The 16,817-nt window shown below is 64.8% G+C and carries 21 protein-coding genes and 1 pseudogene; 13 read left to right on the top strand and 9 right to left on the bottom strand.

Features of this window, described 5'->3' with window-relative positions; translation table 11 throughout:
* Positions 1 to 95 precede the first annotated feature (95 nt).
* A complete protein-coding gene (locus tag GGR43_RS19960; protein WP_188073567.1) occupies positions 96 to 692 on the top strand; it encodes a hypothetical protein in 597 nt (198 codons plus the stop codon).
* Positions 693 to 705: 13 nt separating this feature from the next.
* Positions 706 to 1,569: an SDR family NAD(P)-dependent oxidoreductase gene (locus GGR43_RS19955; RefSeq protein ID WP_188073566.1), complete on the top strand. Its 864-nt coding sequence runs from the start codon at positions 706 to 708 to the stop codon at positions 1,567 to 1,569.
* A gap of 303 nt (positions 1,570 to 1,872) precedes the next feature.
* Here GGR43_RS19955 and GGR43_RS19950 read toward each other — a convergent pair whose 3' ends face one another.
* Entirely contained in the window at positions 1,873 to 2,745 is an 873-nt protein-coding gene (locus tag GGR43_RS19950) for an SDR family NAD(P)-dependent oxidoreductase (protein WP_188073565.1), read from the bottom strand.
* 152 nt (positions 2,746 to 2,897) lie between these two features.
* Between GGR43_RS19950 and GGR43_RS19945 the strand changes: the two genes are divergently transcribed.
* Entirely contained in the window at positions 2,898 to 3,401 is a 504-nt protein-coding gene (locus GGR43_RS19945) for an SRPBCC domain-containing protein (RefSeq protein WP_188073564.1), read from the top strand.
* Between the two features lie 237 nt (positions 3,402 to 3,638).
* On the top strand, positions 3,639 to 3,767 hold the full coding sequence (locus GGR43_RS23810) for a hypothetical protein (protein ID WP_281392548.1): 129 nt from the start codon (positions 3,639 to 3,641) through the stop codon (positions 3,765 to 3,767).
* Positions 3,768 to 3,775: 8 nt separating this feature from the next.
* Here GGR43_RS23810 and GGR43_RS19940 read toward each other — a convergent pair whose 3' ends face one another.
* Positions 3,776 to 4,315, bottom strand: coding sequence for a MarR family winged helix-turn-helix transcriptional regulator (locus tag GGR43_RS19940; protein ID WP_284277009.1), 540 nt, complete (start codon positions 4,313 to 4,315; stop codon positions 3,776 to 3,778).
* A 220-nt stretch (positions 4,316 to 4,535) separates the two neighbouring features.
* Here GGR43_RS19940 and GGR43_RS19935 point away from each other — a divergent pair, with 220 nt between their 5' ends.
* From GGR43_RS19935 to GGR43_RS19925, 3 genes are read left to right on the top strand one after another with little or no spacing between them, the layout of a single operon-like run.
* Positions 4,536 to 4,715 carry a hypothetical protein gene (locus tag GGR43_RS19935; protein WP_188073562.1) on the top strand — a complete coding sequence of 60 codons (180 nt, stop codon included), beginning with the start codon at positions 4,536 to 4,538 and terminating at the stop codon, positions 4,713 to 4,715.
* A 31-nt stretch (positions 4,716 to 4,746) separates the two neighbouring features.
* A complete protein-coding gene (gene maiA / locus GGR43_RS19930; protein WP_188073561.1) occupies positions 4,747 to 5,391 on the top strand; it encodes a maleylacetoacetate isomerase in 645 nt (214 codons plus the stop codon).
* A 39-nt stretch (positions 5,392 to 5,430) separates the two neighbouring features.
* A complete protein-coding gene (locus tag GGR43_RS19925; protein ID WP_188073560.1) occupies positions 5,431 to 5,748 on the top strand; it encodes a 2Fe-2S iron-sulfur cluster-binding protein in 318 nt (105 codons plus the stop codon).
* Here GGR43_RS19925 and GGR43_RS19920 read toward each other — a convergent pair.
* The 4 genes from GGR43_RS19920 to GGR43_RS23405 all read right to left on the bottom strand — a co-directional run bounded on the left by GGR43_RS19920 (position 5,693) and on the right by GGR43_RS23405 (position 8,534).
* On the bottom strand, positions 5,693 to 6,736 hold the full coding sequence (locus GGR43_RS19920) for a TerC/Alx family metal homeostasis membrane protein (RefSeq protein ID WP_188073572.1): 1,044 nt from the start codon (positions 6,734 to 6,736) through the stop codon (positions 5,693 to 5,695). The two genes, GGR43_RS19925 and GGR43_RS19920, sit on opposite strands and share 56 nt — an antisense overlap.
* Positions 6,737 to 6,840: 104 nt before the next feature.
* Positions 6,841 to 7,353, bottom strand: coding sequence for an Hsp20/alpha crystallin family protein (locus tag GGR43_RS19915; RefSeq protein ID WP_188073559.1), 513 nt, complete (start codon positions 7,351 to 7,353; stop codon positions 6,841 to 6,843).
* Positions 7,354 to 7,456: 103 nt separating this feature from the next.
* Positions 7,457 to 7,936: an Hsp20 family protein gene (locus tag GGR43_RS19910; protein WP_188073558.1), complete on the bottom strand. Its 480-nt coding sequence runs from the start codon at positions 7,934 to 7,936 to the stop codon at positions 7,457 to 7,459.
* 163 nt (positions 7,937 to 8,099) lie between these two features.
* Positions 8,100 to 8,534 carry a hypothetical protein gene (locus GGR43_RS23405; protein ID WP_223177535.1) on the bottom strand — a complete coding sequence of 145 codons (435 nt, stop codon included), beginning with the start codon at positions 8,532 to 8,534 and terminating at the stop codon, positions 8,100 to 8,102.
* Positions 8,535 to 8,602: 68 nt separating this feature from the next.
* Here GGR43_RS23405 and GGR43_RS23910 point away from each other — a divergent pair, with 68 nt between their 5' ends.
* Positions 8,603 to 8,815: an aldehyde dehydrogenase family protein gene (locus GGR43_RS23910; protein ID WP_343054539.1), complete on the top strand. Its 213-nt coding sequence runs from the start codon at positions 8,603 to 8,605 to the stop codon at positions 8,813 to 8,815.
* On the top strand, positions 8,809 to 9,177 hold the full coding sequence (locus GGR43_RS23905) for an aldehyde dehydrogenase family protein (RefSeq protein ID WP_343054540.1): 369 nt from the start codon (positions 8,809 to 8,811) through the stop codon (positions 9,175 to 9,177). The genes GGR43_RS23910 and GGR43_RS23905 overlap by 7 nt, the downstream gene beginning before the upstream one ends.
* Here the strand turns inward: GGR43_RS23905 and GGR43_RS19895 are convergent.
* The gene (locus GGR43_RS19895; RefSeq protein WP_188073557.1) at positions 9,110 to 9,739 is read right to left on the bottom strand and encodes a TetR/AcrR family transcriptional regulator; all 630 of its coding nucleotides are present in this window, start codon (positions 9,737 to 9,739) and stop codon (positions 9,110 to 9,112) included. The two genes, GGR43_RS23905 and GGR43_RS19895, sit on opposite strands and share 68 nt — an antisense overlap.
* A gap of 118 nt (positions 9,740 to 9,857) precedes the next feature.
* On the opposite strand from GGR43_RS19895, the pseudogene GGR43_RS19890 reads away from it, so the two are divergent.
* The 4 genes and pseudogenes from GGR43_RS19890 to GGR43_RS19875 form a co-directional block, all read left to right on the top strand.
* Positions 9,858 to 10,365 (top strand): annotated as a pseudogene (locus GGR43_RS19890) (3,4-dihydroxy-2-butanone-4-phosphate synthase); the annotation flags it as partial.
* Positions 10,366 to 10,655: 290 nt separating this feature from the next.
* A complete protein-coding gene (locus GGR43_RS19885; RefSeq protein ID WP_188073556.1) occupies positions 10,656 to 11,711 on the top strand; it encodes an aromatic ring-hydroxylating dioxygenase subunit alpha in 1,056 nt (351 codons plus the stop codon).
* 43 nt (positions 11,712 to 11,754) lie between these two features.
* Positions 11,755 to 12,648 carry an SDR family oxidoreductase gene (locus GGR43_RS19880; RefSeq protein ID WP_188073555.1) on the top strand — a complete coding sequence of 298 codons (894 nt, stop codon included), beginning with the start codon at positions 11,755 to 11,757 and terminating at the stop codon, positions 12,646 to 12,648.
* Positions 12,649 to 12,674: 26 nt separating this feature from the next.
* Positions 12,675 to 14,336 (top strand): FAD-dependent monooxygenase, encoded by a 1,662-nt coding sequence (locus tag GGR43_RS19875; protein ID WP_188073554.1) that lies wholly within the window; start codon positions 12,675 to 12,677, stop codon positions 14,334 to 14,336.
* Between the two features lie 86 nt (positions 14,337 to 14,422).
* On the opposite strand, the gene GGR43_RS19870 is transcribed toward GGR43_RS19875, so the two are convergent.
* Positions 14,423 to 15,562: a Fic family protein gene (locus GGR43_RS19870; protein WP_188073570.1), complete on the bottom strand. Its 1,140-nt coding sequence runs from the start codon at positions 15,560 to 15,562 to the stop codon at positions 14,423 to 14,425.
* Positions 15,563 to 15,825: 263 nt separating this feature from the next.
* Positions 15,826 to 16,740, bottom strand: a complete 915-nt coding sequence (locus tag GGR43_RS19865) for a LysR substrate-binding domain-containing protein (protein ID WP_188073553.1) — start codon at positions 16,738 to 16,740, stop codon at positions 15,826 to 15,828.
* Positions 16,741 to 16,817 lie beyond the last annotated feature (77 nt).

Below are 16,817 nucleotides of genomic sequence, written 5' to 3'. Positions count from 1 at the left end.
AACGCAATAATCCGATGACTGGTTCTCCATGAGACGTTCTCCGCGAAAGTTGACGGTTCAACGGAATAGCCGAAACCGATCTGCATAGGATCTATATGGGCGATCTCGACATCCACCCGATAGAGGTGGTGGACAATATGGCCGACTACGGCCATTTCATCCCGATCCACGGCGCGAAGGATTTCGTCTATTTCGCCAATGAGTTCATGGACCATATCGTCCATCAATATTATGCCGCCGGGCACCGCACGCTGGTGCAGAACCCGGAGGATGTGCTGACGCTCGACACCTGGTATACCGGCCCGTCGATCCTCCAGTCGGAGATGGAGGGGACGTTCAAGTCGTTCATCCTCATCACCCATACGCCGATCGAGGACGGCAAGATCCGCGTCTGGCACGGGCTGATGGTGCAGGTGAACGACGGCTCCGCGCCGATCACCGAAGAGTTGCGCGCGGCGGCGGGCGAATATCAGGAAGGCAGCCGCCTCGCCTTCGCGCAGGATGTCGAGATCTGGCAGAACAAGCGCGCCTGCATCAACCCGCTGGTGGTGCCGAGCGACGGGCCCTATGGCAAGGTGCGCCTGTGGTACAAACAGTTCTACAACCCGCGCGCGCAGGCGCCGGACTGGCACAGGCGCAGCAACGGCATGCATGTGACGCTCGACAAGCGCAAGTCCAGCGCGGCCGCCTGAGGGGGTGAGGATCATGGGACGCAGCGACCGCCCGGTGGCGATCGTCACCGGCGCCAGCCGGGGCGCGGGCCGGGGCATCGCCGCCGCGCTGGGCGGGCAGGGCTACAAGGTCTATGTGACCGGCCGCACCGTGCGCGAAGGGGAGGCCCCGCTGCCCGGCACGATCGGCGCGACCGCCGCGCAGGTCGACGCCGCGGGCGGCGAGGGCCGGGCGATGCAGGTCGATCATCGCGACGCGGCGGCGATCGCCGCGCTGTTCGAGCGCGTGGCGGACGAAAGCGGCCGCCTCGACATCCTCGTCAACAATGTCGCGGCGCTGCACGACGATCTGGTGAAGCCCGGCCCGTTCTGGGAAAAATCGCCCGATCTGGTCGACATATTGGATGTCGGGCTGCGCTCCCACTATCTTGCCTGCTGGCATGCGGCGCGGATGATGGTTCCGGCGGGCAGCGGGCTGTTGGCGTTCACCTCGTCCTTCGGCTCGGTCTGCTACATGCACGGCCCGGCCTATGGCGCGCAGAAGGCGGGGGTGGACAAGTTCGCCGCCGACATGGGCGTGGACCTGCGCGGCACCGGCGTCGCCGCCATCTCGCTGTGGATGGGGCCGCTGCTGACCGAGCGGAGCCGCCAGACGCTGGCCGAGCATCCGGAGCAATATGAGAAGTTCATGGCCGACGCCGAAACGCCGGAGTTCAACGGCCGGGTGCTCGCCGCCATCCATGACGATCCGGGGCTGGCGGAGCTGAACGGCCAGACGCTGATCTCGGCGGAAATCGCGCCGCGCTATGGCATTACCGAGGCGGGCGGGCGTGCGCCGCCATCCTACCGCGCGATGCTGGGCGACCCGCGCATCGCGCATCCTGCCATTGTGGCGTGAGGGGTGGGTTGGCGGATTGCGGCCTGAAGCGGAAGCGGCCGGTCAGGCAGATAATAATCACGCGGAGAAGGGGTTCGAGCCGCAGGCTCTCCTGTCCGTGCCTCCTCGGCTCCAACTGCCATCATGAGCAGCAAGGTTTCGCGATATTTATCTCCGCGTCTCCGCGTGAACTCATTTGCTTCAACGCTTGATATTCGCCCTTGGCCAGATCTCGTCATGCCAGCGCTGGCTGGCCTCTCAGGAGGCGGTGCGCGACATGGCCTGCGACCCCGGCCTGCGCCGGGGTGGCGAAGGGAGGAGCCTTCACCCCAATCCCAGCAGCTGCCGCGTCGTCTCGTTGAGCGCGGGCGCGGTCTGTTCGGTCAGGAAGGCGGCGCGGGCGTCAAGGGACTGGCGGGTCATCTCCGGCTGGCTGTCCACCCAGAACTCCCCGGCGGCGATCCGCGCGAGGAAGCGCCGGCAGGCTTCGTCCAGGTCCATGCCATGGGCCGCCATCATATGCGCCATGGTCGCGCGATGCCGCGCGGCGCTTTCCGGTTCGCCCATACCCTTCTCGCCTTGGCCCGCTTCCGGGTCGAAGATGCTGGTCTTGACCATCCCCGGCACCACCGCGCTCACATGAATGGGGGCGCCCGCGACCTGCATTTCCAGATAGAGGCATTCGCTGAACGACTGGATCGCGTGCTTGCTCATGATATAGGCGGTCTGGGTCGGCATCTGCCCGAACGCGCCGATGGAGGAGAGATTGGCGATCCACGCCTCCTGCCCGGCGCGCAGCATGTGCGGCACGAACGCGCGCACGCCGTGCACGATGCCGTGGATATTGACGTTGAGCGTGGCCTCCCAGCGCGCGGCCGGGATTTCCCACGTATAGCCGAGCGTCTCGATCCCCGCATTGTTGACGAGCAGCCGCACCGCGCCGTGCCGGTCGAACACCTGCCGCGCCAGCACGTCGAGCGCTTCGGGCCGGGACACGTCCACGCGGATCGCCTCGGCCTTGCCGCCCGCCGCGCGGATATCGGCGGCGACGGCCTCGGCGCGCGCCGCGTCGATGTCGGTAACGACCACGGTCATGCCGATCGCGCCGCAGCGCCGCGCCAGCCCCATGCCGATCCCCGCGCCCGCACCGGTGATGACGGCGACGCCGCCGGAGAAAAGCTCTTCTTCTTTGGTCATGCCCGTTCCCTGGTTCCGTTCCGGGGGAGGATATCGGGGGAATGGGATTTATCAAACCGATTTTCTACGCATAATGATAAAATTATGATTATATGATTCAATTTTGCGTAACAGAATCGGCCTTTATAACCGGAAAAGACAGGAGAATGCCCATGTCGTCGACCTCTTACGATCCGTTCGCTCTCCATGATCCCGCCACCCTCGTGGCGTCGGATCCGGTCGAGATCGAAGCGGGCGCGATGCTGGTCTGGGACATATTGACCGACCTGCCGCGCTACGGGGAATGGAATCCCTTCTGCGTCTGGGCGCAATCGACGCTGGAAATAGGCGCGCCGGTGCATATGCGGCTGGTGAACTATGCCAATCCGGGCAGCCTCGCGCCCAATTGCGAATATGTCTGCGCGTTCGAGCCGGGCCGCCTGCTGTCGTGGGAACTGCCCCATAGCGAGGAATGGCCCTATCCGGCGCGGCGGGACCAGATCATCGAGCCGCTCGGCCCGGACCGATGCCGCTATCGCTCGACCGACGTGTTCACCGGCCCCAACGGCATCCATGTGATGCGCTTCTGCGGCCCCTGGGTCACCCGCGCCTTCAACGACACCGCGCAGGCGCTGAAGCTGCGCGCCGAAGCGATGCAGCGGGGGGAGATACGGTAGGTTTTGCCATCGCGCCGGAGCGCGGGCTGGGGTCGCAAGCCATGTGGCGCGCCGCCTCCCGAGATGCCAGCCTGCGCTGGCATGACGTGTGGGGTGGCGGCTTTGGGTGAGGCCGCTTTCAGCCATTTTCTGACCTAGAAAACCGTTCGGGCTGTTGAGCGAGTCACTCGCCTCGCTTCAATGTCGAAGCCCTGTCCTTTTCTTGTTGATCTCCGCCGATTCCTGCGCGGCGGGCTGATGGTCGACAGCCATGCGCGCGCGCCTCAGCCGCGTCGGCCGGCGGGTGGTGAACGCGGATGCCGTCTGCTGGCAGGGCGATCCGAAAAGCCGATCGCCACCGGGCGCATGCACCTGCTGCTCGACTGACGGCGGGCTTATCCCTGCCGCCGGGAATAGATCGGCGCGCGCGTCTCGCTGTTGAAGGTTTCGACGAAATGCTCCAGCAGCTCGATGAACTTCTTCGCGTCCTCCTTGTTGTCGAACGCTTCGAGCGCGCGGTTCTGCGCCTTGCGCGCGCGGGGGGTGATGCGCTTCAATATCTCATGGCCGGTGTCGGTCAGCGCCAGCACCTTGCGGCGCTTGTCGGCGGGATCGTCCTGTCGGACGAGATAGCCGAACTGCTCCAGCTTCGACACCACCAGCGCCGTGGTGGAGCGGTCGATGCCGACCAAAGTCGCCAGCCCCGCCTGATCGAGGTCCGACCGCTTGCTGAGCACGACCATCGCGCCATATTGGGTGGTGGTCACGCCCAGATCGCCGATCTCCTCCATGAACAGCGACACCGATATCTGGTGCGCGCGGCGGATCAGGAAGCCGGGGCGGCGATAGAGGTCCGCCAGCGACGGGCCTTTTTCCACTGCCGCCTTGCCGCTTCCCTCCTTCTCCGCGCCTTTCGCCCGCTTCGTTCCCGCCACGCACCATCCTCCCATCCTGCCGCGCCGCTCAAGGGCGCCTGATCCGTCAGAGGTCTGCTTTATTGCGTCCCGGCGCAGAAGGAAACTCCTCGTTGAAACCGTGCGGATACATCGGGTGCGCCGCATCCCGCGAGAGTCGCCTGCGAGCGGCATCTTGCCGGAGGTCGATAATGTCGTCAGCATGCGGTCCCGTGATATGGAGTTCAAAGGATGCGCGCGCATGACCGACCATTTGCACGCGATGTGGCGGAAGGAGGAGGCGATGACGGCGGATCAACGGAGCAACGGAGCAACGACCCGCAGCAACGGCCGCGCCCTCTATCCGCTGTGGGCGGCGCTTTGCTATCCGGGTCGCGTGATGGACGAAAAACCGGAACTCTACAGGGAAGCTTACGCATGACCTCTATGTTCGAACCCGGCCCCCCCGCGTCATGACGCGCCCGGTCCTCCATGGCTATTTCCGCTCCTCGGCCTCATGGCGGGTGCGGATCGCGCTCAATCTCAAGGGCGTGGACTATGAGAGCCGACCTGTTCACCTGCGCGCGGGCGACCAGCGCGGTGAGGATTTCCTCGCGCTCAACCCGCAGGGACTGGTGCCCGTGCTGGAGATTGACGGGCATGTCCTCACCCAGTCGCTGGCGATCTGCGACTATCTCGACGCGACCCGCCCGGAGCCGCTGCTGACGCCGGGCGATGCGGCGGCGCAGGCGCGCATCCGCGCCTTCGCGCAGGCGATCGCATGCGACATCCACCCGGTGCAGAATCTCAGGGTCCTGAAACGCGTCGCCGCGCTGACCGGGCGGAAGGAGGACGGCCCGGCCTGGGCGCGGCGGACCATAGAGGACGGCTTCGACGCATTGCTGGCGCTGTTGCCCGGCGATGGCGGCGGCTTCTGCTTCGGCGACGGGCCGACGCTGGCGGATATCTGCCTCGTGCCGCAACTGGCCAATGCGCGCCGTTTCGGCGTGGACCTCGGCCCTTATGGCGCGCTGGAGCGGATCGAGGGGGAATGCGCGCGCCTGCCCGCTTTCGCCGCCGCCCATCCCGACCGCCAGCCCGATTTCGAGGCGGGCTGACCGGCGCGCCTTTTTCCATCGCCTTTCAGGAAAATATCCTTGCCCAGCTTGATCGTCACCACCCGCGACGGCGCGGAACAGCAGGTCGAGGGCGCATCCGGCATCACGCTGATGGAGGCGCTGCGCGATGGCGGCATAGACGAATTGCTGGCGCTGTGCGGCGGCTGCTGTTCCTGCGCCACCTGCCATGTGCATGTCGACCCCGCCTTCGCCGACCGGGTCCCGCCGATGAGCGAGGATGAGAACGACCTGCTCGACACCAGTTCCCACCGCGACGCAACGTCGCGCCTGTCCTGCCAGATCATTCTGGACGAGACGCTGGAGGGGCTGCGCGTTTCCATCGCGCTGGAGGATTAGGGCGCCGCCGCTCCCGCCGCGCGACCCGCCACGAAAGCAGCGCGCCGCCCGCCAGCAGCGCCAGGATCACGCACAGCGACAGCAGCGGGGGAACATGGCCGCCCAGCAGCTGCTGGTAGAGGATCTTGCCGCCGATGAAGATCAGGATCAGCGCCAGCGTCTGCTTCAGGCAGGCGAGGCGCGCCACCATCGCGGCCAGCGCGAAATAGAGCGCGCGCAGGCCGAGCACGGCGAAGATGTTGGAGGTGTAGACCAGATAGGGCTCCTGCGTGATCGCGAGGATCGCGGGCACGCTTTCCAGCGAGAACAGCACATCGGCGCATTCCACCAGGATGAGCGCGAGGAACAGCGGCGTCACATAAAGCTTCAGCCGCCCCGGACGGCCCGGATCGGGCAGGCGGACGAAGAAGGCGCGGCCGTGGAACGTCTCCGTCACCGGCAGGTGCCGGCGCAGCACGCCCAGCAGCCGCGTCTGCCCTTCCGGCAGGGCGGCCTCGTCGTGGCGCAGCATGCGGATGGCCGCGAGGATCAGCAGCACGCCGAAGATCGGCAGCACCCAGGCGAATTCATGGACCAGCGCCGTGCCCGCGCCGATCAGCAGCGCGCGCATGACCAGCACGCCCAATATGCCCCAGAACAGCACGCGATGCTGCACCGCGGCCGGAATGGCGAGATAGCCGAAGATCAGCGAGATGACAAAGATATTGTCGAGCGACAGGCTCTTTTCGATCACATAGCCGGTCAGGAACAGCAGGCTCGCCTCCTCGCCGAAATGGCGCCAGATCCAGACGGCGAACAGCAGCGCGGCGACGATGTAGAGCAGGCTGGCGCGCAGGCTGTCGCGCACGCCCATCACCCGGTCGCGCCGGTGCAGCAGGCCGAGGTCGAGCGCCAGCAGGCCGAGCACGAGCGCGAGGAACAGCAGCCATGCCCACATCGGGGCACCGATGCTTTCCGCGCTCAGCCACTCGGTCAGCGTTCCGATCATGTCCCTGTCCATCAGGGGCCGCCCGACGTCGGGCAGCCCCTGCGTTTCAGAACGTTCAGGCGGAAGGATGGTTGCCGCCGCCCCGGTCATCGCGCGGGGCCGGGTCAGCCGCCGTTGATCGGGATACGGCGGACCCGATCGTCCTGCCCCTCCGTGCGGGGCAGGGTGACGGTGAGCACGCCGTTGCTGAACGTCGCCTTCGCCCCGTCGCGGTCGACGCCGCGCGGCAGGGCGATGCGGCGCTCGAACCGGCCATAGCTGCGCTCCGAATAGCCGCGGTCCTTGTCCTCGGTTTCGGAGCGCTTTTCGCCGCGCAGCGTCAGCACATCGTCCTCGACGGTGATCTCGACATCCTTCTCGTCCAGGCCGGGCAGTTCGGCGGTGACGCGGATTTCCTTGTCGGTTTCGCCGAACTCGACGCGCGGCCAGCCGATTTCCCGGCCGAAGCCGGAAAGGGACGGCATGCCGAAGCCGCGAAACACATCGTCGAACAGCCGGTTCACCTCGCGGTGCAGCGAAAGCAGCGGATGGCCCGCTTCGCGCCCGGTATCGGCGCTGACGGGCACGGGCAGCCGGTTTTCCTGCCGGCTCCAGGGAATCAGATCACGAAAAGCCATGATGTCATCTCCTTTCTGGCGGAAAGTGGGGCATGGCCTGCCGGAGCGCGGCCCGCCGGGGGGAGGAGGTGCGCGCGTCCGGCAGGCGGTCGTCGGGCCGCGCTCAGGCGGCTTCGCCGGTCTTTTCGGCGGACGCTCCGATCCGGTCCGGCGCCGGCGCGCCGCCGCCGATCGCGATGCGGCGCGGCTTCATCGCCTCTGGCACGACCCGTCTCAGCGCGATGCTGAGCAGGCCGTTCTCGAACCGCGCATCGCCGACCTCGATGAAGTCGGCAAGCTGGAACCGCCGCTCGAACGCGCGCGAGGCGATGCCGCGATAGAGATATTCCGCCCGGTCCTCGTCCTCGGCGCGCTTGCCGGTCACGGTGAGCTGGTTCTGCTGCGCGACCACTTCTATGTCCTCCGGGCGGAAGCCCGCGACGGCGAGGGTGATGCGATAGCTGTCCTCCCCGTCACGCACGATGTCGAACGGGGGATAGCCGTCGGCCGCGTCGCTGCGCATGCCGTTTTCCAGCAGGTCGAAAAGGCGGTCGAAACCGACCGTGGAACGCCTGTAGGGCGTGAAGTCGAAATTGGTTCTCATCTCCAAATCCTCCGCAGGAAGCAATTCGGGCATGAGATGCGCCGGAAAGAGAGCCGACGCCCTCCATGTCCAGCCGGACCCCCGGATGGGGCACCCGGCAAGAGAGGATGTAGGCGCGGCCCGCCCGATTTCAAGCCGCCGCCCCGGCGCGGGAAAGGCGGGGTCATGGCCCCCGACCGGGCCGGAAACGAAAAATATCTTGCGGAAGTACCAATGGGTATATATTAAAACCGTAAGGAACATCGAGCGGACCAATATCCAAGGCCGCCTGCGGATTCGTTCCTCTTCCCGCCGGGCGGATATGGAGGATAGCCATGGAATTCGGTATATTTCTGCCCTCTGCGCGTAACGGCTTCATCATTTCCGAAACCGCGCCGCAAATTCCCCCAGCTATCCCCTGATCAAGGACATCGCCCAGGCGGGCGAGGAGAACGGCTTTTCCTTCGCGCTCTGCCTCTCCTGCCTGCGCGGGCTGGGCGACGGCGGCCCGACCGGTTTCTGGGACGACGCGCTGGAAGCGATGACGGAAATGGCGGCGCTGTCGCGCGACACGAAGTTCATGAAGCTGATCGGCTCGGTCAACATCCTCGCCATCCATCCCGCCATCGCCGCCCGCATGGCGATGCCATCGATTCGGCCAGCGACGGCCGCTTCCTGCTCAACATCGTGCCGACCGTCTTTGCCGACGTGACCAGCGACATGACCATCGCGCACGAGGAGATATTCGGCCCGGTGCTCGCCATCCTCGGCTATCGCGACGTGGAGGAGGCGATCCGCATCGCCAACGACACGCCCTATGGGCTGGGGGCCATGTGCAGGGCGCGCCCGAAGAGGCGGAGGCCGTGGCGCTGCGCCTGCGCGCCGGGCAGATCATGCTGAACGGCGCGGACTATGATTTCACCGCGCCCTTCGGCGGCTACAGGCAATCGGGCAACGGGCGGGAATGGGGCAAATATGCCTTTGCCGACTTCCTCGAATATAAGGCCGTCATCGGCGTGGGGCGGGGGCGGGTGATGCCGGATAGGGCGGAGAGGGAATTCTCCGTCCCGTTTGGCCGCATCCGTTATTCTCGAGACGTGGGAAGACGTTCCGGCGCTGCCGGGAACGATGCCAGCCTGCGCTGGCATGACGGCAAGGGCGGACGTTCACCCCCGCGTAGGGGTGCCATCCGCGTCACGCCGTCTTGCGCGTCGTCGTCCGGCGGGCCGGTTTCTTCTTCTCCGAATAGGACACGATGTTGAGCGCGAATTTCGACATCTTCTCCGCCAGCTCGTCGGGGGAGAGGCAGCCGTCGGCGCGGTACCAGCGGTGGATCCAGCGCACCATGCCGCTGATCGCGAGCGAGGCCAGCATCGGGTCCTCTACGGTGAACACGCCCGACTTGACGCCATCCTCGATCAGCTTCGCCAGCCGCTTGTCGAATTCATGATGCTGCGCGCGCAGCCGCTTCTGCGATTCCGGCGACAGGTTCTTCTCTTCATTGAGGAAGATCGCCGTGATGTCGGAGCGCCGGATATTTTCCAGCACATAATATTTGGCGAAGGCCTTCAGCCGGTCCTCCGGCGGACCGTGCACGGCGAACACCTCTTCGGCGCCGGTCAGGATATTCTGCAGCGCGCGCTCGAAAATCTCTTCGAGCAAGGCGTCCTTGTTCTTGAAATAGGTGTATACGAAAGGCTTGGTGACCTTCAGCTGCTTGGCGATCTTGTCGATGCTGACGCCCTGAAAGCCGAATTCGGCGAAGAGCGGAACCGCCTCATCCAGGATCCGCTCTCTCTTGAATTCCCAGACCTCGTCTTTCATTACCATTCCATACCTATATGCGCGCACGCGCCTGCCATTTGTCCCCTTTCATAGCCGCAATTACGGAATTTTGTCCATATCGAAGGTAGGAATTTATACCCTTCCGTCTCTTTTTCCGATTCCGGCCCGCCCCGCGCGCTTGCAGGACGCGCTGCCTGTTCTCTCCCCGATCGAGGAGATTATGGAAGCGGCGGCCAATGGGCGCATGTTCATCCTCGTCGATGACGGCGACGCCCGATGCGGTGAACTTCATGGCGACGCACGGACGCGGCCTCGTCTGCCTCGCGCTCAGCGCCGAGCGGTGCGACCAGCTCGGCCTGCGGGCGATGGCGCGGCGCGGCGACATGCCGCCGGGCAGCGACTTCACCGTCTCCATCGAGGCGCGCGACGGGGTGGACACCGGCATATCGGCGGGCGACCGCGCCCATACCATCGCCGTCGCGATCAATTGCGAGGATGGCAGGAAGGCGCTGGTCAGCCCCGGTCATGTGTTCCCGCTGCGCGCGTCGCCGGGCGGCGTACTGACCCGCGCGGGCCGCACCGAGGCGGCGGTCGATATCGCCCGCCTGGCCGGGCTGAACCCCTCCGCCGCGATCTGCGGCATCATGAAACCGGCGGCGCCGATGAATTTCCAGATGGGCGGCATGGGTACGTCCTTCTTCGGCGACATCCATGTGCCGGGCGACGGCTATAGGCTGTTCTACACCGACCATAAGGGCGTGGTCAGCCGCTGGTAACGGTCCTCCTATCATCATCACCCGGCTCCCCGTCGCGGCTTCGCCCGCGGCGGGGTTTTTCATGCCCGGCATAGGGGGCGGCCTCATGCGATATCAAACTGCTATCGCCCCTGCCGTCTCTTCATCGTGATTTCACCCGCCATGCTGATATCGTCCAGCAAAAGACCGGGAGAGACGGATTGTTCATCCATAATAGCTGGTATGTCGCGTGCTGGGCGCATGAGATCGGGCAGGGTCCGGTCGGGCGGGAGATATTGAAGCAGCCCGTCGTCCTGTTCCGCACCGAATCCGGCGCGCTGGCCGCGCTGGAGGATCGCTGCCCGCATCGCCATCTGCAACTCTCCATGGGCCATGTCGCGGGCGAGACGATCCAGTGCGCCTATCACGGCATGCAGGTCGACGGGACGGGGCGCTGCGCCCATGTGCCCAGCCAGAAGGCGATCCCGCCGCGCGCCCGCGTGCGCAGCTATCCGGTGGAGGAGCGCTATGGCTGGATCTGGATCTGGCCGGGCGACCCGGCGCTGGCCGACGCCGCGCTCATCCCCGATTTCGGCCAGCTCACCGACCCGAAGCTGAAGGCGGTCGGCGCGACCAACCATGTGAAGGCCAGCTATCAGCTGCTGAACGACAATCTGCTGGACCTGTCGCATGTCGGCTTCGTCCACACCTCGACCATCGGCAACCGCGAATTCGGCGCCAATGCGAAGATTTCGGTCGAGAAGGAAGGAACGGGCGTGCGCGTGACGCGCTGGGTGCGCGATTGCCCGCCGCCGCCGACCTATGTGAAGACCGGGCACCTGCCCGAAGGGTGCAATATCGACCGCTGGTCGATCATCCACTACACGCCGCCCGGCTTCGTCATCATCCACACCGGCGGCGCGGAGGTGGGGACGGGCGCGCCCGAAGGCAGGCTGGAGCATGGCATCAACCTCTGGGTGATGAACGCGATGACCCCGCAGGACGAGCGCACCACCCATTATTTCTGGGCCACCGTCCGCAATTTCCGCATCGACGACCCCGCCGCCGACGAGCTGATCTTCACCCAGGTGCGCGAGGCGTTCGAGGAGGACAAGCGCATATTGGAGGCGCAGCAGGTCGCGATCGACCGGCATGGCGATGACTGGTCCAACGCGCTTCAGGCCGATGCCGGGGCGGTCGAGGGACGGCGAAGCCTCGAAAAGATGCTGAAGGCCGAAACCGGCGAGGCGGCGATCCGCGACGCGGCGCGCGCCTGACGGGCCGCCGCGCCCATTCCACCATAGACAAGGGAGCAGGACCGTGTTTCTCATAACCGCCGCCAATGGAAATCAGGGCAAGTTGCTGATGCCCAAGCTCGCCGCCGCCGGGTTGCCGGTTCGCGCGCTGGTGCGCACCGAGCAGTCGGGCGACGTGCTGCGCGCGCTGCCAGGCGTCGAGGTGATGGTCGGCGACATGAGCGAGCCGGGCGTGCTTGAGCGCGCGATGGAGGGCGTGTCCTCGGTCTATCATATCGGCCCGGTCCTCCACCCGCGCGAGCGCGAGATAGGCTTCGCCGCGGTCGATGCCGCGAAGGCGGCGGGCGTGCGGCATTTCGTGTTCAGCTCCGTGTTGCACGCGATCCTCACCGATCTGGTCCAGCATGAGATCAAGCGCGATGTGGAGGAGCATCTGCTGTCCTCCGACCTCGAATATACCATCCTGCAACCCAGCAACTATATGTCGCCGCTGAAGCTGCAACCGGTGTTCCGCGAGGGCGTCTTTCGCCTGTCCTGGTCGCTCGACCGGTTGCAGTCGATGGTCGATCTCGACGACGTCACCGATGTGGTGGTCGAGGTGCTGACCAACGGCGAGCGCCATTATGGCGCCACCTATGAGCTGGTGGGCCGGGGCCGCTATGACGCGCATGAACTGGGGCGGATCATCTCGCAGGTGCTGGGCCGGGAGATTCCGGTCGAGGAGATCGACGGCGACGAATATCTGAAAGCCTTCATCGGCGACCGCGACCCCGCCGCCTTCACCCATGAGGCCCGCGTGCTGCGGGCGATCACCGCGCGCTACAGCGCCCATGATTTCGTCGGCAACCCCAATGTGCTCACCTGGCTGCTGGGGCGGGAACCGACCAGCTTCGCGCAGTTCGTCGAGCGCGAATATCGCCATTATCAGGCGCGCGCGGCGGCCCCCGCCGGGGCCTGAACGAACCCTATTTCCGGAGACCTGTCTTGACAGCACCCCATCTCAAGCACCACCCCAGGGTGGTCATCATCGGCGCGGGGCCGACCGGCCTTGCGCTCGCCATCGAGCTGGGCAGCCGCTCGATCCCCTGCCTTGTGATCGAGCGCACCGAGCGCGGGGGCTATGCGCCCCGCGCCAAGACCACCCATGTCCGCACGCGCGAGCATATGCGGCGCTGGGGCATCGCCGACAGGCTGGCGGCGCTGTCGCCCTTCGGCATCGATTATCCCAGCGACGTGCATTTCGTCACCCGGCTGGGCGGCTGGCCGCTGGCGAAGTTCGAGGATTCGCTCAACTGCTCGCCCGCGCGCGACGAGCGCTATAACGAGCATGGCCAGTGGATTCCGCAATATAAGCTGGAGGCGGTGCTGCGCGAGCATGCGCAGTCGCTGCCCGACGTGACGATCCGCTACGGGCAGGAATATGTGGGCTTCACGCAGGATGACGCCTGCGTCCATGTCGATATCCACGACAGCGCCAGCGGCCATGACTGGTCGGTCGAGGCGGACTATCTGGTCGGCGCGGACGGCGCGCGCAGCCTGGTGCGCGATACCATCGGCGCGAAGATGATCGGCACCTACGGCCTGTCGCGCAACTACAACATCATCTTCGAGGCGCCCGGCCTCGCCGAGGCCCATCCCCATGGGCCGGGCATCATGTACTGGCAGGTCAATGCCGAAACGCCCAGCCTGATCGGCCGGATGGACGAAGGCGAGCTGTGGTATTTCATGCCGACCATGCTGCCGCCCGACGTGACGCTGAGCGACGAGGAGGCGCTGGACCTGATCCGCCGCTCGACCGGCATCGACATGCCCTATCGCATCCTCAGCTCCGACGAATGGGTCGCCAGCCGGCTGCTGGCCGACCGCTACCGCCTGGGCCAGGTGTTCCTTGCCGGGGATGCGTGCCACCTGCATCCGCCCTTCGGCGGCTTCGGCATGAACATGGGCGTGTCCGACGCGGTCGATCTGGGCTGGAAGCTGGCCGCGCGGTTGCAGGGCTGGGGCGGCGAGGCGTTGCTCGACAGCTATGAGGCGGAGCGGCGGCCGGTGCACGACATGGTGCTGGACGAGGCGGAGGGCAATCATTCGGTGCTCGCCAACCAGCTCTACCGGCCGGGGCTGGAGGACGACAGCGAGGAAGGCGCGCGCATCCGCGAGGAAGTCGGTGCGCTGATCCGCGAGGCCAAATATCGCGAGTTCAACGCGCTCGGCATCGTGCTGGGCTATCGCTATCTCGGCTCTCCGATCATTGCCGACGACGGATCGTCGCAAGGGTGGAAGATGTCGCGCGACTATGCGCCCAGCGCCGCGCCGGGCGCGCTGGCGCCGCACCGCTGGCTGGCGGACGGCCGCTCGCTCTACGACCTGTTCGGCAAGGATCTGACGCTGCTGGTGACGAACGAGGCCGCGCGCGAGGAAGCCGAGGCGGCGGCGCGCGAGGCGCAGCAGGCAGGCATCCCGCTCGACCTGCTGGCCGTGACCGACGCGGGGCTGGAGGAGCTCTACGAGGCGCGCCTTGCGCTGATCCGCCCGGACCAGCACATCGCCTGGCGCGGCAACCACGCCCCGCCGCGCGCGGTGCTGGACCTGATAACGGGCCATGGCGCGGATGCGGCGCATGATGTGGAGCGGGTGCGCACGGCTTGATGCGGTTGTGAAATTCTGCCGAACGGTTCCGCAAGATGCGTCGGGCAGCCGTTCGGCGGGAAATCATGAACAGGTTTTCGTCCCTGTCATTCTCGCACGATTTGAAGCAAGGGTTCAAAACTATATAGGGCCGGGCGCCTTCCTGCCGCCGGTTCCAAGGTCCGCAGCAATTCCTTTTCCACAAGGATTCTTGTAAATCTGTGGGCTGTCGCCTCCGGTATTCCTGATTTTCGGGTGAAGATATTGTTTCTGAAAATCGGCCTGGAGAACAGGAAATCCAGGGCGGCCATTCCCCATTGAGAACTTAGCAGCTGTGGAAAATCCTTCTTCAACTCTTCATAGAGATCTCTGATGCTTTCCGCCGTCGACAGATTCTTTTTAGCTTGAGCCTCCAGGGCTTCGAGGAAGAATATTACCCATTGGGTCCATGCGCCCGACTTCGAAACCTCGCGCATGCGATCGATATATTCGTCGCGACGATCCTCGAAATAGCTGCTTATGTAAAAATGGGGCGCTGAAATGGCTCCATATTTCCAAAGCATAAGTGTAATCAGCATGCGCCCGATGCGGCCGTTTCCATCCTTGAAAGGATGAAGCGCCTCGAATTCCAGATGCGCCAGGGCGGTCCTGATAAGAACCTGCATCTTGTCCTTTTCAATGAAATCGAAAAGCCGGTCCATGCCATCCCGAAGCTGCTCGGGTCGCATCGGGATGAACAGAACTTTCCGCTTGGTGCGATCGGCCAGATAATTCTGCTCGGTCTTGAAATCTCCCGGCGACAGGCTGGCCCCCCGGCCAAAACCCAGTAGAACCTTATGCGCGCTTTTGATCAGGAAGCTGGATAACGGCGCGCCTTCTTCCATATTATGCTGAACGGCATTGAGCGCGCGTCCATAGAGGAACACTTCTATCGCTTCGTTGCGATAATGATATCCGGCCCCCGCTCCCCCGCCATTGTCTTCCTGATCCGCTTCGTAGCGCAGCACTTCATCCAAGGTGCTGACCGTGCCTTCCATGCGCGATGACACGACCGCTTCCTGATTGCGCAGGGGCGTCAGGAGAATTTCGCTGTTATGCATGCCCTTGAGCATCTGATCATATCGCGCCAGGGCATCCACGGCTGCCGTCAGGGGCATGATCAGGCTGGCCATATCCAGCTGTTGCGGCGGAAATTGGCCGTAATGATATTCTACCGCTTCAGAGAGGTCCAACGAGGAAGAAACCATGTTGAGTTCCAAAAATATTGAAATTTGAGAGACAAAAGCCCTTGTGTCTCTTCTGCCGCGTTCAAAGCAATTTGTCTATCAAAAATAGAATAAAATGATAGTCAAATCGCTTTGGCTTGCAGGAGCGGGAGGCAAGGACATTTGGGTGTCAGAAAAGGGCTTTTTTGAAACTCAACCGAGTTTGAACAATATGGATGCAGCACAAATGGCATTGCCCATCAAAAACGGGAAAGCGTAATAGTCAACGGCCCCGGCCTTAGCGGTTAAAGGCGGCCTTCGTGGGCGTAATGCGTCCCCGCCCGCCTCAGCAGGTCGCACAGCCGTTCCGCCATCGGCGTCAGCGGCACGTCGCGGCGGCGCACGATGCAGACCGGCGCGGCGACCAGCGGGTCGTCCACCGTCAGCGACAGGAACTGCCCGGCGGCCAGCGGATATTCGAGCCATTGCTTCGGCAATATGGTCAGCAGGTCGGAACTGGCGACCAGCAGCAACGTCACCAGCGTGGAGCGCGAATGCATGACGATATGCGGCGGCGGCAGCCCCGCCCGCTCGAACATGCGCTCGAAATCCGCCTCGCTCGTCCGCGTCGCCATCGTCGGGCGGACCCATTGCGCGCCGACCAGATCGGCAAGGCGGGTGGCGTTCGCCAGCGGATGGCCGGTGCGCGCGACGATCACCCGGCGGTTGTCGAACAGCTTTTCCATGACGAACTGGTTCGAAAAGGCCTCCTGATCGAAAACGCCGACATAGAAATCGATCCGCCCTTCCAGCAGGTCGGACGTCACCGGCTCGAACAGGCCCTCGGAAACCTTGACCACCGCCTCTGGATATTCCTTGCGGAAATTGTGGAGCGCGCGGGGCAGGATCGCGATGCTGGCCGCCGTCGAGGCCGTCACCGAAACCTGCCCGGTGGCGCGGCCCTTGAGCTGCTCCACCTCCTCGCGCGCGCGCCGGACCTCCTCCTGTATGCGCGACGCGCGGCGGACCAGCGCCTCGCCGATCTCGGTCAGGCGGACGCCGCGCGCATGGCGCTCGAACAGGGCCACGCCCAGTTCATTTTCGATATCGCGGATGTTGCGCGTCATCACCGGCTGAGCCACGCCCAGATGGCGGCTGGCAGCGCGCAGGCTGCCCGCTTCCGCGACCGCCAGCACGTCGCGCAACTGGCTCAGTTTCATGCTTCCTCTCCGCCTCTCCGATAGCAGTTTGATATCGTTATTACTCAAATAGAGGCTCTGCAAGCGGGGATCCTTTC

This window comes from Sphingobium jiangsuense (assembly GCF_014196495.1).
Classification (GTDB): domain Bacteria; phylum Pseudomonadota; class Alphaproteobacteria; order Sphingomonadales; family Sphingomonadaceae; genus Sphingobium; species Sphingobium jiangsuense.
Note: the sequence above shows the minus strand (reverse complement) of the source record. Positions and strands in the feature narration are given on the sequence as shown.